The organism is Pseudoalteromonas sp. PAB 2.2 (assembly GCF_001938575.1).
GTDB lineage: Bacteria > Pseudomonadota > Gammaproteobacteria > Enterobacterales > Alteromonadaceae > Pseudoalteromonas > Pseudoalteromonas lipolytica.
Window position 1 is genome coordinate 154,745 of sequence record NZ_LYPI01000009.1, and the last position, 14,122, is coordinate 168,866.

Annotated in this window: 17 protein-coding genes; 4 read left to right on the forward strand and 13 right to left on the reverse strand. The window is 41.8% G+C overall.

Annotated features, from left to right (window positions below; genetic code table 11):
- Positions 1-7: 7 nt before the first annotated feature.
- The 11 genes from BWD47_RS07495 to murJ form a co-directional block, all read right to left on the reverse strand.
- A complete protein-coding gene (locus tag BWD47_RS07495; protein ID WP_036967062.1) occupies positions 8-490 on the reverse strand; it encodes a type IV fimbrial biogenesis protein PilX in 483 nt (160 codons plus the stop codon).
- Positions 478-1,467: a PilW family protein gene (locus BWD47_RS07500; protein WP_075593730.1), complete on the reverse strand. Its 990-nt coding sequence runs from the start codon at positions 1,465-1,467 to the stop codon at positions 478-480. Before BWD47_RS07500 ends, BWD47_RS07495 begins: the two co-directional genes overlap by 13 nt.
- Position 1,468: 1 nt before the next feature.
- The gene (gene pilV / locus BWD47_RS07505; protein ID WP_075593731.1) at positions 1,469-2,023 is read right to left on the reverse strand and encodes a type IV pilus modification protein PilV; all 555 of its coding nucleotides are present in this window, start codon (positions 2,021-2,023) and stop codon (positions 1,469-1,471) included.
- Between the two features lie 158 nt (positions 2,024-2,181).
- Positions 2,182-2,892 carry a LytTR family DNA-binding domain-containing protein gene (locus tag BWD47_RS07510; protein ID WP_305954740.1) on the reverse strand — a complete coding sequence of 237 codons (711 nt, stop codon included), beginning with the start codon at positions 2,890-2,892 and terminating at the stop codon, positions 2,182-2,184.
- On the reverse strand, positions 2,889-3,917 hold the full coding sequence (locus tag BWD47_RS07515) for a sensor histidine kinase (protein ID WP_075593732.1): 1,029 nt from the start codon (positions 3,915-3,917) through the stop codon (positions 2,889-2,891). Before BWD47_RS07515 ends, BWD47_RS07510 begins: the two co-directional genes overlap by 4 nt.
- A gap of 38 nt (positions 3,918-3,955) precedes the next feature.
- Complete coding sequence (gene ispH / locus BWD47_RS07520; protein WP_036967044.1) at positions 3,956-4,885, reverse strand: 4-hydroxy-3-methylbut-2-enyl diphosphate reductase; 930 nt, start codon at positions 4,883-4,885, stop codon at positions 3,956-3,958.
- Positions 4,885-5,325, reverse strand: a complete 441-nt coding sequence (gene fkpB / locus BWD47_RS07525; RefSeq protein ID WP_036967041.1) for an FKBP-type peptidyl-prolyl cis-trans isomerase — start codon at positions 5,323-5,325, stop codon at positions 4,885-4,887. The genes ispH and fkpB overlap by 1 nt, the downstream gene beginning before the upstream one ends.
- Positions 5,322-5,822 (reverse strand): signal peptidase II, encoded by a 501-nt coding sequence (lspA, locus tag BWD47_RS07530; RefSeq protein ID WP_036967038.1) that lies wholly within the window; start codon positions 5,820-5,822, stop codon positions 5,322-5,324. Before lspA ends, fkpB begins: the two co-directional genes overlap by 4 nt.
- Positions 5,823-5,831: 9 nt before the next feature.
- Complete coding sequence (ileS, locus tag BWD47_RS07535) at positions 5,832-8,657, reverse strand: isoleucine--tRNA ligase (RefSeq protein ID WP_075593733.1); 2,826 nt, start codon at positions 8,655-8,657, stop codon at positions 5,832-5,834.
- A 25-nt stretch (positions 8,658-8,682) separates the two neighbouring features.
- Positions 8,683-9,609 (reverse strand): bifunctional riboflavin kinase/FAD synthetase, encoded by a 927-nt coding sequence (gene ribF, locus BWD47_RS07540; RefSeq protein ID WP_065978564.1) that lies wholly within the window; start codon positions 9,607-9,609, stop codon positions 8,683-8,685.
- A gap of 73 nt (positions 9,610-9,682) precedes the next feature.
- A complete protein-coding gene (murJ, locus tag BWD47_RS07545) occupies positions 9,683-11,221 on the reverse strand; it encodes a murein biosynthesis integral membrane protein MurJ (protein ID WP_371915639.1) in 1,539 nt (512 codons plus the stop codon).
- A 285-nt stretch (positions 11,222-11,506) separates the two neighbouring features.
- Between murJ and rpsT the strand changes: the two genes are divergently transcribed.
- Positions 11,507-11,767, forward strand: coding sequence for a 30S ribosomal protein S20 (rpsT, locus tag BWD47_RS07550; protein WP_036967030.1), 261 nt, complete (start codon positions 11,507-11,509; stop codon positions 11,765-11,767).
- 63 nt (positions 11,768-11,830) lie between these two features.
- On the opposite strand, the gene BWD47_RS07555 is transcribed toward rpsT, so the two are convergent.
- Positions 11,831-12,214, reverse strand: coding sequence for a response regulator (locus BWD47_RS07555; protein WP_036967027.1), 384 nt, complete (start codon positions 12,212-12,214; stop codon positions 11,831-11,833).
- A 158-nt stretch (positions 12,215-12,372) separates the two neighbouring features.
- Between BWD47_RS07555 and BWD47_RS07560 the strand changes: the two genes are divergently transcribed.
- The 3 genes from BWD47_RS07560 (at position 12,373) to smrA (ending at position 13,892) form a co-directional block, all read left to right on the forward strand.
- Positions 12,373-12,816: a hypothetical protein gene (locus tag BWD47_RS07560; RefSeq protein WP_075593735.1), complete on the forward strand. Its 444-nt coding sequence runs from the start codon at positions 12,373-12,375 to the stop codon at positions 12,814-12,816.
- A 100-nt stretch (positions 12,817-12,916) separates the two neighbouring features.
- Positions 12,917-13,162, forward strand: a complete 246-nt coding sequence (locus tag BWD47_RS07565; RefSeq protein WP_036969134.1) for a hypothetical protein — start codon at positions 12,917-12,919, stop codon at positions 13,160-13,162.
- Between the two features lie 148 nt (positions 13,163-13,310).
- On the forward strand, positions 13,311-13,892 hold the full coding sequence (gene smrA, locus BWD47_RS07570) for a DNA endonuclease SmrA (protein WP_036967020.1): 582 nt from the start codon (positions 13,311-13,313) through the stop codon (positions 13,890-13,892).
- A 59-nt stretch (positions 13,893-13,951) separates the two neighbouring features.
- On the opposite strand, the gene BWD47_RS20245 is transcribed toward smrA, so the two are convergent.
- A complete protein-coding gene (locus BWD47_RS20245; RefSeq protein ID WP_036967016.1) occupies positions 13,952-14,086 on the reverse strand; it encodes a hypothetical protein in 135 nt (44 codons plus the stop codon).
- Positions 14,087-14,122 lie beyond the last annotated feature (36 nt).

Below are 14,122 nucleotides of genomic sequence, written 5' to 3' on the forward strand. Positions count from 1 at the left end.
GTCTCCGTTAACGGCCTGAGTTACGGCCTACCATCTCTTGAGCAACACCCGTTGTGATTGTGAGTGTGTGATTACTTTTAGAGCCATAGGTAATTGATGTATCTATTTGCAACATGTTGCATGACACACCCGCTGTAAAATTAAACTTGCGTGGACAAGGAATATCACTTGGGCCGTTATTTAAATTAACCATCGAACTTGATGCATCGCCAATATTCCCTAAATCATGAACTCCGCCAGGTATTGCTGATGCTCTTTTAAAAAAGGCACTATTTGCCCCTGCAGCAGCTTGGTTGGCTATTACGCGCTGTACCGTGCCAATTAACTCATTTTCTGCAGCTTCACGTTCTTGTGCTGCATTGGTGATTTTAATGTCAATACTACTGCTACTCATAAGAGTAACTGCAATGCCTGTGACCGCGACAACCATAATAAGAGCAACAATTAACACAACGCCTTGTTGTCTTTTTGCTAACGTTATATACGCCATAAATTAGCTCCCACATTATTTAAGCGAATAGTCGTGGTAAACAATGCTCGACGGTAATTATCAGTAAAGGTTAGCTCTCTACTACTTTCATCTTCACCCAAGGTATACGTTTGATTTTGAATTTTTAAATCGCCATCTGGGGTAAGCGCTCTGACTAATAGGAAAACTTGCACAGTTAAGATGCCATGACGGTTTTCCCAATCAGTATTCGTCATTTGGTTAATACTTTTATACGTATCAACACGGCTATTATTGGTTGTATCGAGACCAAATACAAAGTGCATGTCCTCAACCCCTTCCATTATCGTTTCTGTAACCATGCCTGAGCCTGGTTTTAAACGTCTGCGCATTAAAACGGGCACAGTGACAGGTTGGTCATTTATTGTGTAATTTTGCTCAGAAATGTAATAAACGTGATGACGATAACGCCATACAGTCGCGTTAACATTAAGTGAGGCACCATCAATTGGCCCTTGTACAAACTGAGCTCTTTCTTGTTCGGCAACAAAGTAATAACTGCCAGCACCTGTATCATCAGGTCGAATTTGCAAACCTTCAAGAAACTTTAACTGCAGAACATCTGTATTTTTTTTAGCGTTTTTTATGCAGCCTAATGCATCACCAGTCGCGGTTAACACTGCATACACTGAGCGAAAGTTACTCGTTGCTGTTTTAACCGGGAAACTACCATTGTTAAGCCCTTCAGAACAATCGGGAGTAGGATTAGCGGTTGACTCTGTATTTGCTGGCGAAAACGAGTCTTCATAAAATGTTCCCCAAAAGCCTATTTGCTCAATATCACGTTGCATAATATTAATCGCTAATCGGCCTGTTTCTTGTAACTCACCAATTGTCATGGTGTCACGCGTGGTCACTTTCATACTAATATAGGTGAACATAACGCCACCTAAAACAAGTCCGCCTATAAATAGCGCAACCATCATTTCAACTAACGTAAATCCTGCATGCTTTCTCATATCAAGACCTTAAGTAAATATAGCTTTCAAGCACAATTAAACGACGCTTATCATTGGCTGCACCGCATTCAATTGCCGACGTACCTGCATTTGCTTTAATTGCTTGTCGACCTTGCCAACTGATCACCACGTTAATATTAAATTCACTTGCATTACCCGCTGCGACAGGCGTGCTCTTGATACACACCGTTGCATCATCTAAAGCCCCGGTATTTTCACGCGCTTGAATAGCCCGCACCCATTGCTGTTTATCAAGGGCTGCAAGTTGCTGAGCATTACACGCTGCGTTGTAGCATTGTAAATTGGTATTTAACGCAGTGTCACTTGTGAAAGTGCCATTATAGAGGGCTGTAAATCCTGTGGAATCGTTTGCTCGCATTCGTTGAATAATATCGTTTCCTAACGCCACCGCTGCAGCACGCTGCATTGAATCAAAACTAGCTTGCTTAGCTTTTGCCTGCAGCGCTACAGCGCCTAACAACCCAAAGCTTAAAATCACAAAAGCAATAAGTACTTCAACTAAGGTAAAGCCTTGAACATGTGAATGCCGTGTCATATTAAAATCAGCTCATAGATTTCCATACAATAAGCATAAAAGGACAATAATAAATAGCAATGAGGGTTTAGATGAACGGTCAAATTAATTGATAAGCGGTCCGAACATACCGACTAAAACAGCATCGAAAATTGGCACCGTAAAACTGTGTGATAAAACTATTCACCCATCGCTTGTTTTACGGTTTTAAGTGCTCGGCGGCTAATGGTGAGAGGTTCATCATAATGTCGCATTATCAAATGATGACCACTTGACACAGAGCAATGAAGGCTCTGTATATGCAGCTTATTAACCAAGGTATTACGATGAATACGCAATAATTGTTGTGAGTACGTACTTTCAAGCTGTTTCAAGCTATGCTCGATAATAGCTTCACCGCCAACAAAAATTAGTCGCGTATATTTTTGCTCTGCAACACAGCACAGCACATCGTCGATATTGACTCGGCGCATAGCCCCCGCTAACTGATAGGTGATATGTGAATGAACAGGCCTATTGACTTGTGTACGATTTAGTTTGCTAAGTTGCAGTAAGGTTTTTGTAAGTGCTTGCTCGGTCACAGGTTTTACTAAATAGCCATCTACCGCTAACTCAAATGCTTCTAGAGCATGTTCAGAATGGGCAGTTAAAAACACCACAGCCGGAGGTATAGCAAGCAACTTTAATGCCTTTGCGACCTCTAAGCCACTTAATTTTGGCATATTAATATCTAATAACACGATATCCGGTTGCAACTCTTTACACAGCGTTACCGCCTGCTCACCATTGTCTGCATCGCCAACAACATGGTAGTTAGGATGCATGGTTAATAAACGCCTAACACGTGCCCGAGCCAGCGGTTCATCGTCAACAATCAAAACATTGATCATGTAATTTCCTGCCTTGGAATAACAAGTTTAGCTCTAAACTCACTATCGCGATGTGTGGTGGTTAACTTGGCACGATAGTGATAAAAAAGCGCCAACCTTTGGCGAATGTTTTCAAGTGCCATGCCATTACCAGCGCGGCGCTGCTCTGCATTTTCAACCACAGGATTAATAATAATAAACGTATAGCTTTTATCGGTTATATGCATCTCTATGGTAATTTTTGTGCTCTCAGAAGCCGGTTCAAGGCCATAATACACCGCGTTCTCAATAATAGGCTGTATCGTTAGACACGGAATTTCAACGTCTGGGACGCACGCTGGCATCTGCCAATTAACCGTTAATCGCTCGCCATAACGCCAACGCTCAAGAGCAATATATTGCTCACATAATATCAGCTCGTCTTGCAAAGAAATCGCTTTACCGCTTTTCATTGCAGCTTGTGACAACGCAGCTAAAGCCAAAATGGCTTGCTCGGCGGCTTCGGCATCATAATGCGTTAGCTCGGCAGCTGTGTTCAAGCTATTGAATAAAAAGTGTGGACGAATACGTGCTTGTAACGCATCTAACTCAGCATGCGCTAATGCTTTGGTTTGTAGCTCTTTTTGGTTTTGTATAACAACAAATTGACTAAATAATGCCGCCACTAAAAAGATTATGAGTACATTACTCGCGATAAAATAGCCCGCTGATTCAATATAATAAATATCTGCAGAGAGAAATAATACGGCCACACTGTAAAAACACGTTGATAGTAATAATGAAATAGTCAGGATAAGTAGTTGGAAATTATTAGAACGGCGTGCCAAGTATTTTCTGAAAATATACAGTGCAGCCACACTTGTCAGAAAGATTAAGTGCAAAAAGAAACTGAAAATGGCAAGACGAAGCCACACATCGCCTTCGCTTGCAGGGGCAAACGCTAGTAAAATAGCAATAACTTGACTTACCACGAGTGTAGCAAGTACACCTCGGGATTGAAAAAGAGCCGCAATCAACAAGCCGTTTTGATTTGGCTGTGTGCTCATGGGCTCTCCTAGTATCTGTTGTTAACTACTCGTTTAGATTAGCGTAGCTCAACAGGAACGGCAAATACTATATTCTCTTCTTCGCCAGGGTTTTCAACAACTTGGTTTCCACCCAATTCTTTTAGACGAGTAATTACTTGCTGCACTAACACTTCTGGTGCAGATGCGCCCGCAGTAACCCCTACGGCATTGACGTTGTTAAACCAATCAGCTTCAACGTTACTTGCATCATCAATTAAATACGCTTTAGTGCCCATTTTATCTGCAAGTTCACGTAAACGATTTGAGTTTGAGCTATTCTTAGCTCCCACAACCAGTAACACATCAACTTTATCTGCTAAGTCACGCACCGCATCTTGACGGTTTTGTGTCGCATAACATATATCATCTTTACGCGGACCATCAATTGCAGGAAACTTTGTACGTAAAGCATCAATAACATCGGCAGTGTCATCAACCGACAAGGTTGTTTGACTACAATAAAATAAATTGTCAGGATTTTTAACCGTCAGATTTGCAACATCTTCCGGTGTTTCTACTAAGTAGATCCCCCCTGCTTCGTTATTATATTGCCCCATGGTGCCTTCTACTTCAGGGTGACCATGATGACCTATTAAAATGCACTCGATGCCTTTACGGCTCGCGCGCGTTACTTCCATATGTACTTTGGTAACTAGCGGACAGGTTGCATCGAAAACTTTTAATTCACGACGCTTAGCCTCACTACGTACCGCTTGAGATACACCGTGAGCACTAAAAATAACAATGCTGTCATCAGGAACTTGATCAAGTTCTTCAACGAATACAGCACCGCGGTTTTTAAGACCGTCTACTACATAGCGGTTATGCACCACTTCGTGTCGCACATAAATAGGCTTTTCAAAGATATCTAGTGCTCGCTCAACGATACTGATTGCGCGGTCAACACCTGCACAAAAACCACGTGGGTTAGCTAATAAAATATCCATTACCCTGTTACCTCTAAAATATCGACTTCAAAGGTTAAACGCTGGCCAGCAAGTGGATGATTGAAATCAATCGTTACAGACTCACCTTGTACCTCACGGACAAGTCCTGGTAATTCAGTGCCATCAGGTTGAGTGAAGGCAATAATGTTCCCCACCTCAGCTGGAGTGTCAGCGCCAAACTTACTGCGGTCTACATAGTAAATATTATCTGGGTTTGGTTGCCCAAAGGCATCTTCAGGTTCAAGTTCAAATGACTTACTCTCGCCTGCGGCTAGGCCTAACAAACACTTTTCAAAGTTGGCGGTTAGACTACCATCGCCCATTCTTAATTTTGCAGGCTTATTGTGCACCTTCGTCGAATCAGCTGCTGAGCCATCTTCTAATTTAATTGAGAAATGAAAGATCACTTCAGACTTTTCACCAATTACTGCTTGGCTCATGCTTTTTGCTCCTTAGGACTTTCGCCTGTAAAGGCATCGTATAAAAGTAATGCTGCACCGATACAAATTGCACTGTCGGCAATATTGAACGCTGGGAAGTGCCAATTTTCATAATACACATGCAAAAAGTCTATTACATAACCATAGACAATACGATCGTATAAATTACCAATCGCACCCGCAAGTACAAGTGCATACGCAGAGCACAACACCTTATTACTGGCAGGTAAACGTTTTAACCACCATGTTAAAAGCACACTAATAACCACAGCAATTAAGCTTAAAAACCAGCGTTGCCAACCACCAGCATCACTTAAAAAGCTGAAGGCAGCACCATAGTTATGCACATAGGTAAAATTAAAGAATGGCAAAATTTCAATAGATTCTTTGTAGGTCATGGTATTTACAACAAGTGTTTTTGTCGCATGGTCTACTACTAAAAGTAGTAGACTCAGCCATAACCATACTAAGCCACTTTTTCCGGCTAGTTTGCTCACAAACAACTCCTATGCGAACTGACGTTGTTCACCGTCGCCATCAACATTGCTAACACAACGGCCACAGATTTCAGGATGAGCAGGCTCAGCACCTACATCATCACAGTAATGCCAACAACGTTCACATTTTTCTGCCGTTGTTGCTGTAACGTTGATGAACAAGCCATCAATTTCAGTTGCTTGGCTACCTTGTGGTTGTTCAGTAACCGTTTCAACAGTGACACCAGAAGTTAATAATACAAAGCGTAATTCATCACCTAATGCGGCAAGTTTTGAACTTAACGCTTCAGTTGCATAAATACTGACATTTGCTTGTAAAGTCGCACCAATAATGTCTTCTTTACGCGCCGCTTCTAATACGCGGTTCACTTCATCACGTACATTTAGAATTGTGAGCCAATCATCGTTACTGAACTTACCTTGCGTAGAGGCTTTAAGGCCATCGTACCACACTGATGTGAATACAAATTTATCACGCTCGCCCGGTAATGCTTCCCAAATCTCTTGTGCAGTGAAGCTTAAGATTGGTGCCATCCAACGCGTCATTGCTTCTGCAATGTGATAAAGCGCTGTTTGACATGAGCGGCGTGCATGGCTATCGCTTTTCGCTGTGTATTGACGGTCTTTGATTACATCTAAGTAGAATGAACCAAGCTCACCCGTACAGAAATTCATTAATTTTTGCGTTACAAGTAACATTTGGTACTTGTCGTAAGCAGCTAAAATTTCATCTTGTAACTCGGCAGCACGACCAACAATCCAGCGGTCTAGTTCAACCATATCGTCGATAGCAACGTGATCTGTTTTTGGATCAAAACCATTTAAGTTAGCAAGTAAGTAACGGCTCGTGTTACGGATACGACGGTAACGATCTGCCGAGCGCTTGAAGATTTCATCCGAAACCGTCATCTCTGCAGTAAAGTCTGTTGATGCAACCCATAGGCGTAAAATATCAGCACCTAGTTTGTTCATCACATTTTGTGGTGAAATAACGTTACCCAGTGACTTAGACATCTTACGGCCGTTTTCATCAACGGTGAAGCCGTGCGTTAACACTTGCTTGTAAGGTGCATGGCCATTAATTGCAACCGATGTCATCATTGACGACATAAACCAACCACGATGTTGGTCAGACCCTTCAAGGTAAAGATCTGCTGGGCCCGTCAAGTCTTCACGCGCATCAACAACACACGCGTGAGTCACACCTGAATCAAACCAAACATCTAAAGTATCTTGCACTTTCATGTACTGATCAGCGTCATCACCAAGTAATGTTGCAGGGTCTAAATCGTACCACGCTTGAATACCTGATTTTTCAACTAGCTTAGCCGCTTCTTCGATTAATGCTTGCGTATTCGGGTGTAACGCCCCTGTGTCTTTATCAACGAACAATGCAATAGGTACACCCCATGTACGCTGACGTGAAATACACCAATCAGGTCGGCCTTCAACCATGTTCGCAATGCGGCTTTCACCCCACTCAGGTAACCACTCTGTCTTTTTGATTTCATTCAATGAATCTTGACGAAGGTTCGCTTGATCCATGCTTACAAACCATTGTGGTGTAGCACGGAAGATGATTGGCGTTTTATGACGCCAGCAATGTGGGTAACTATGATTGAGTGCATGATGATGCAACAGCGCGTTATTTTCTGTTAATACATCAATAACACTCGCGTTGGCTTTAAATACATGTTGACCTGCAAACAGTGGCGTATCAGGTAAATAAACACCATTTGCACCCACCGGGTTTGCTACTTCTAAACCATATGCAAGACCAGCCGCGAAATCTTCTTGACCATGACCAGGTGCAGTGTGAACAACCCCCGTACCCGAATCTGTCGTTACGTGTTCAGCAACAATCACAGGCACTGTGAAGTCATAAAAAGGGTGAGCAACGTGTAAGTTTTCTAAGGCAGCACCTTTAACATAACCCAGTACATGGTAATGATTGAAACCGTAACGATCCATCGCATCTTTAACGAGTTCAGAGCCTAAGATCAAACGCTGTTGCGCGCCCTCGTCATCAACTTGAACTAATGCATACTCAAGCTTTTCATGAACAGCCACTGCGCGGTTGGCAGGAAGTGTCCACGGTGTGGTTGTCCAGATAACAGTGCTTACAGCGCCTGTACCTTGATGACCATCGGCAAGTTCAAATGCGTTAATAACGGCATCTTGATCTGCAAACTCAAAGCGTACGTCGATAGCAGGTGATTGTTTGTCTTGGTACTCAACTTCTGCTTCAGCAAGCGCTGAACCACAATCTGTACACCAATGAACCGGTTTAGCACCTTTGTGTAAATGACCATTTTTAATAATACGGCCTAATACACGGATTGCATTCGCTTCAAAGTCAAAGTTCATGGTCAGGTAAGGCTTGTCCCAATCACCAAATACCCCTAAGCGTTTAAAGTCTGTTTTTTGACCTTCAACTTGCTTTTTAGCATATTCGCGACATTTTTCACGAAACTCAGCCGCTGACACTTTAACGCCAGGCTTGCCAACTTTCTTTTCAACCATTAATTCAATAGGTAGACCATGGCAGTCCCAACCAGGCACATAAGGCGCATCAAAGTCAGACAAGGTTTTTGACTTAACAATAATGTCTTTAAGAATTTTGTTTACAGAGTGGCCTAAATGGATGTCACCGTTTGCATACGGAGGGCCGTCATGCAAAATGAAGGTTTTTTTACCTTTTTTAGCGCTGCGAATTTGACCATATAGATCGTCTTCATACCATGTTTTAAGCATAGTTGGTTCACGTTGTGCCAAATTGCCGCGCATTGGAAACGCTGTTTCCGGTAAATTCAAAGTATGTTTGTAGTCGCTCATTAATCCTACTTTCCGTATCGGCTACCTAATTTAAACCAAAACACTGCTTAGCGGCGGTTACATCATCTGCAATCTGCGCCGTCAGTTGTGTTAATGTCTCGAATTTTTTCTCATCGCGAAGCTTTTTTACAAGCTCCACATGCATAAATTGTCCGTAAATGTCCTGCGCAAAGTTAAAAAGGTGAACTTCTAATAATGCGCGTGTCCCGTTAAATGTGGGTTTGTTGCCAATATTTGCAACCCCAAACAGCTGTTCATTGCCAACGGTCGCTTTCACCGCAAATACGCCATTTACTGGGCATACTTGACGTTTCAAGGCAATATTTGCCGTTCTAAAACCAAGCTCACGGCCTTTTGCCCAACCGTGAATAACACGTCCAGAAATCGCATACCCATGACCCAGCATCGTTTTAGCCTCTTCTAATTGCCCTGCTGCTAGCGCATGGCGGATTAGTGTGCTACTTACTCTGTCATTAAGACGACGAAAGCTGGCCGTACTTTTAACATCTATATTCAGCGCTGCACCCATATTTTTTAGCAACGCAAAGTCACCACTGCGACGTTTTCCAAAACAAAAATCATCACCGACAGTGAGCGCTTTCACGCCGAGCTTATCAACCAAGACTTCGTTAACAAACTGCTCTGCTTCCATGTTAGCAAACTGCTGATTAAAACTAATACAAATTACGCGTTCAACACCCAGCTCTGCTAACAATCGAAGCTTATCACGCAAACGTGTCAATCGAGCGGGTGCGTTATCTTTAGCAAAAAACTCTTGTGGCTGAGGCTCAAATAACATAACAGTGCTGGGTAACTGATGTTTTTGCGCATCAAGTAGCAAGCCTTTAATCACTTCAGCATGGCCTAAATGCACACCATCAAAGTTCCCAATCGTTAACACGCAACCATAGTGTTGTGCGCGAATATTATGAATACCTCTAATTAACTCCATGCCACCTATTTGCCTTTGTCAGCACGCCCAAAACATGTTCATCGGGCTTGAAGCGCCGATTATAATCTTTTTTTTAGTTAGATTCAGTAGTTGCAACACTTTTTATCGTATTTAGTCGTATTCCTAAAATAAAGAGCACAACAAAGTATACCAATACAGCCAACACAAGCAGCCCTGCCAACAACATAACTTGTTCACTAAAGTGCCAGCTTCGCCATGCAAAGTGCTGACCTGCATACCATACCGCAGTCGCCATCAAAATACTCGAAAACAAACACTTAAATGTAAAACCGACGCTCATTGAAGAAAACTGATAAACCCCTTCTTTGCGTAACTGCCGATAAAGTAAAAACGCGTTACAGCTGGCCGACATAGACGTGGCTAAAGCTAACCCTAAATAACCAATAAAAGGCGCTAACATGATGTTAAATACCATGTTTAGAACCAAGGTTTTTATGCCTATTTTCACGGGGGTTTTAGTGTCTTGTCGCGAGTAAAAACCAGGCGCTAACACCTTGATTAACATAAAACTGACTAACCCTACCGAGTACGCCATCACGCCATAACTAACCGCTTGAACGTGATCAATTTCACCGTCTTGAAACGCACCATGGTCAAAAAGCACCGTGATGATCAACGGGCTTATCACCATTAAACCAAACATGGCTGGTAAACCTAAGAAAATAACAAATCGCACTCCCCAATCAAGCGTATGCTGAAAATCAAGTGTGCTTTTCGTACTATGTAATTTAGACAGTGCCGGTAAAATCACTGTTGCAATACCAATACCGAATAACCCAAGGGGGAACTCTATCAATCTGTCTGAATAGTAAAGCCAGGCAATGGAGCCTGTCATAAGCATTGAGGCAATCATGGTATCGAGCAATAAATTAATTTGACTAATCGATACACCAAACAAGGCCGGTAACATCAACTTTCGTACTTTCACGACATTTTCGTCTTGCCACCCCCACTTAGGTCGGCTCAACATGCCCGCTCGATACAAAAATGGCAGCTGAAAAATCAGTTGCACCAAGCCACCAATGAACACCCCTATTGCTAATGCATAAGCACCTACTGCAAATTTATCATGCAGAAAAATAGCACAGGCAATAATTGAAATATTCAATAAAACAGGGGTAAATGCGGCCACGGCAAAGCGGTTATACACATTCATTACTGCGCCACTAAGAGCAACAAGACTCACAAAAAACAAGTACGGAAACGTGAGCTTTAATAACGCACTCGCTAATTCGAACTTAGCGGCATCCTCTCCCCCTTGCCACCAATCAATAAACCAGCCAGTACCAAATAAAGCAGCAATCACTGGCGAGGCAATCACACCAAATAAAGTGACGATCAGCAAAATTGTGCCCAAAGTGCCCGCAGCCTGCGCGACAAAGAGTCTAACCTTGTCGTCACCTTGCTGCTCTTTTATTTCAGACAATACGGGCACAAATGCCTGTGCAAATGCGCCTTCGGCAAATAGACGTCGTAAAAAGTTAGGGATTCTATTAGCAAATAAAAACACATCAGCTGCCGCACTTGCACCCAGCAAGTTAGCAACAACCGCATCGCGAACTAACCCTAAAATACGCGAAATCATCGTCATCGCACTGACAATCATCCCGGAACGAAATAATCCTTTTGCCACCTTAAACCTATTATCAAAAAACCTTTAAGATGGGCGATTATGCCTAAAATATCTCTAAAGCACTAGGCTCGGACACGACGCTTTGTTACAATAGCGATATTAACTGCTAAAGCGGCAAATTGATGTTCGTTATAAGGAGCAGTTTTTCTTGAGCTGTCAAAAATTCATTGACATTCATGATAAAAACAGGCATATTCCACGGCCTTTAAATTAAGCTTATTTTAAGATTGTTAGGAGCAAACCTTGGCTAACATCAAGTCTGCAAAAAAACGCGCTATCACGAGCGAAAAAAATCGTCAACATAACGCAAGCCGTCGTTCAATGATGCGCACTTACTTCAAAAAAGTAGTTGCTGCAATTGAAGCGGGCGACAAAGAAGCTGCACAAGCAGCATTTGCTGTTGCAACACCTATCCTAGACCGTTACGCAACTAAAGGTCTAATCCACAAAAACAAAGCAGCTCGTCATAAGAGCCGTTTAGCAGCTAAAATCAAAGCGCTATAATTTGTTTTTGAAAGATATAAAAAAACCGGCTTTTGCCGGTTTTTTTTTGCCTGAAATTTGACGTTACACAATTTCCAGCTCTGGGTAGAACTTTTTCAACATTGCCGCAATTTTCTTCGGTGTAAACGGCTTAACAACAAACCCTTTAGCGCCTTTATCAATTGCATCTTTCACATTTTCAACTGTTGAATGGGCTGACACCATCACCACATTCGCCTCTGGTGAAATGTCGTTAATATGAGAAATAATTTCTTTACCATCGCCATCTGGCAATTCAATATCTAAAAAAATGATATTAAACTCTTTCTCTTTACATTCACTTAAACATTGCGCAGCCGTTGAAGCCTCACGCACGTCATCAATCCCCAAGTGCATGAGCGTTTGATTTAAAAAACTACGAACTGTTCCCACATCGTCAACGATAAGAATTGAAAGCTGCGTATCCATACTATTCCTCTTAAGCAATAAAGGTTCACACTAATTGAATGTAACTCTGTGACGCAATAAGACAATCAGTGTTATATGATCTGAATTTGACTATTATATCAAAAACTTCGTTATAATCTCATTATAGAGAGCTATGTATAAAAGGCCAGATAAGCTTTATGTCTAATAAAATAAAAAAACAATCGCTGTTAGGTAAAACACCAGCACGAAAAAAACCAACATCGACAACAAAACGACGACCTGCAAACCCGCAACGTGTCTCCCCCCAAACGGTGCAGCAGGCTGGCGCCTCCGAACCGGTTAAAAAAAGTGCAAGCCGTTGGTATGCAATTGCCGCTGTTGTATTAATTATGCTAATTACGCCCAAGCCCGTTCTCATTACATATGAAAAACTAGGGATGGTATCTCAAAGCGTGTATTGGCCAGGTGTTTTTGGCTTCGGGGCAAACCTCTTTGACTCAACCCTTATACCCCGCGCAGACCTTAGCCGTAATGTGATTTACTTATGCCAAGATAAACGCGACCCTGCGAGTTGCCAAAAATACCGTGTAACAGAGCAAAGCGGTTTTTTTGCGGCAATGAAAAAGCTAATAATGGATTAAAAAATCTAATCTGAAAATAAAAAATTACTTGGTTGAAAGCTGTGTAAAAGATCACCATAATGGCGCTCCTTTTTCAACACAGACACTATTAGATACGACCATGCTAAACGAGCTAGATTGGCTTTTAAACTTTACGTTACTTGCACTAGGATTAGGTGCTTTTTTTATTAATCAGTTAACCTTATTGCGTTTTGCTGCTATTAGCGCGTGTAGTTTATTATTTTTATCGTTTAGTTTAGATCTGATGTCATCAAGTGTGATCTCAAATATGAGCTTAGTGTTGATCAACACATTTTATTTATTCAAGGTCTACACTTTTGGCCAATTGAATATTAATCAAGGTTAATCTTCTCCCAAGATTATTTGATAGAACATTTAACGCTTCTATCATCCTTTACGCCCAAACATCGCTATGTTTGGGCTTTTTTTTTACTTACAATATGACTGAACTGAGATACCATATATTCCGTATAAAGATATTTTAGAGGTGCCTTATGTCATTAAACGACTTCGACTTATTTCTCTCTTCTATGGAAGATGTAAAGCCTCTCAAGCACGATACTGTAAAACTCGATACCACCAAGCAAGGCCCTTCTCTGTCACAACAAGAAAAACGTAAAGCCGCTGAGTCTGATCTCGCAATCGATGAAAACTACCTTCGCAGTGAGTTCGTTGAATTACTTGATCCACACGCTGTTTTAGCGTTCAAGAAAGATGGCGTTCAAGCCCAAGTTTATAAAAATCTTCGCTTAGCGAAATATCAGCTTGATGCAACCCTAGATTTGCATGGACAGGCACTCCAACATGCCCGTAGCACCTTATTCAATTTTATTAATGATTGTCACCTGCGCAATATTCGCGTGGTGTTAATTCGCCATGGAATTGGTATTAAAAATAAATCGAAACCGGGTATCTTAAAAAGCTACACCAATAAGTGGCTACAAGAAATACCCGCTGTACTTGCGTTTCACAGCGCACTTAAGCAGCATGGTGGCAACGGTGCTACCTATGTAATGATCAAAAAGTCAGATGAGAAAAAGCACGAGAATAGAGAGCGCCATTCTAAGAGAAGTTAATAACATAATTTAGATGTAATCAGGTGCAACGCTCACTTTGCGAAGCACCTCTTAAAACGTTATGATTGACTTTGTACAATTTCTGGTACGTCAACACCTGCAGCATTGGCTTGATTAAACCATGCAGATATACCTAATACGATTACAGACACCACCACTAAGCTAAGTTTTGCCCCACCTTGATTAGATTTCATAACACCTCTTATTATTATTGTTGTTGGTTTATTGTC

Bases quoted from the DNA above. Each gene is read 5' to 3' on its own strand.
- BWD47_RS07495 (WP_036967062.1), bottom strand. From the start codon at position 490: ATGGCGTATATAACGTTAGCAAAAAGACAACAAGGCGTTGTGTTAATT.
- BWD47_RS07500 (WP_075593730.1), bottom strand. From the start codon at position 1,467: ATGAGAAAGCATGCAGGATTTACGTTAGTTGAAATGATGGTTGCGCTA.
- pilV (WP_075593731.1), bottom strand. From the start codon at position 2,023: ATGACACGGCATTCACATGTTCAAGGCTTTACCTTAGTTGAAGTACTT.
- BWD47_RS07510 (WP_305954740.1), bottom strand. From the start codon at position 2,892: ATGATCAATGTTTTGATTGTTGACGATGAACCGCTGGCTCGGGCACGT.
- BWD47_RS07515 (WP_075593732.1), bottom strand. From the start codon at position 3,917: ATGAGCACACAGCCAAATCAAAACGGCTTGTTGATTGCGGCTCTTTTT.
- ispH (WP_036967044.1), bottom strand. From the start codon at position 4,885: ATGGATATTTTATTAGCTAACCCACGTGGTTTTTGTGCAGGTGTTGAC.
- fkpB (WP_036967041.1), bottom strand. From the start codon at position 5,325: ATGAGCCAAGCAGTAATTGGTGAAAAGTCTGAAGTGATCTTTCATTTC.
- ileS (WP_075593733.1), bottom strand. From the start codon at position 8,657: ATGAGCGACTACAAACATACTTTGAATTTACCGGAAACAGCGTTTCCA.
- ribF (WP_065978564.1), bottom strand. From the start codon at position 9,609: ATGGAGTTAATTAGAGGTATTCATAATATTCGCGCACAACACTATGGT.
- murJ (WP_371915639.1), bottom strand. From the start codon at position 11,221: ATGACGATGATTTCGCGTATTTTAGGGTTAGTTCGCGATGCGGTTGTT.
- BWD47_RS07555 (WP_036967027.1), bottom strand. From the start codon at position 12,214: ATGGATACGCAGCTTTCAATTCTTATCGTTGACGATGTGGGAACAGTT.
- BWD47_RS07560 (WP_075593735.1), top strand. From the start codon at position 12,373: ATGTCTAATAAAATAAAAAAACAATCGCTGTTAGGTAAAACACCAGCA.
- BWD47_RS07565 (WP_036969134.1), top strand. From the start codon at position 12,917: ATGCTAAACGAGCTAGATTGGCTTTTAAACTTTACGTTACTTGCACTA.
- smrA (WP_036967020.1), top strand. From the start codon at position 13,311: ATGTCATTAAACGACTTCGACTTATTTCTCTCTTCTATGGAAGATGTA.
- BWD47_RS20245 (WP_036967016.1), bottom strand. From the start codon at position 14,086: ATGAAATCTAATCAAGGTGGGGCAAAACTTAGCTTAGTGGTGGTGTCT.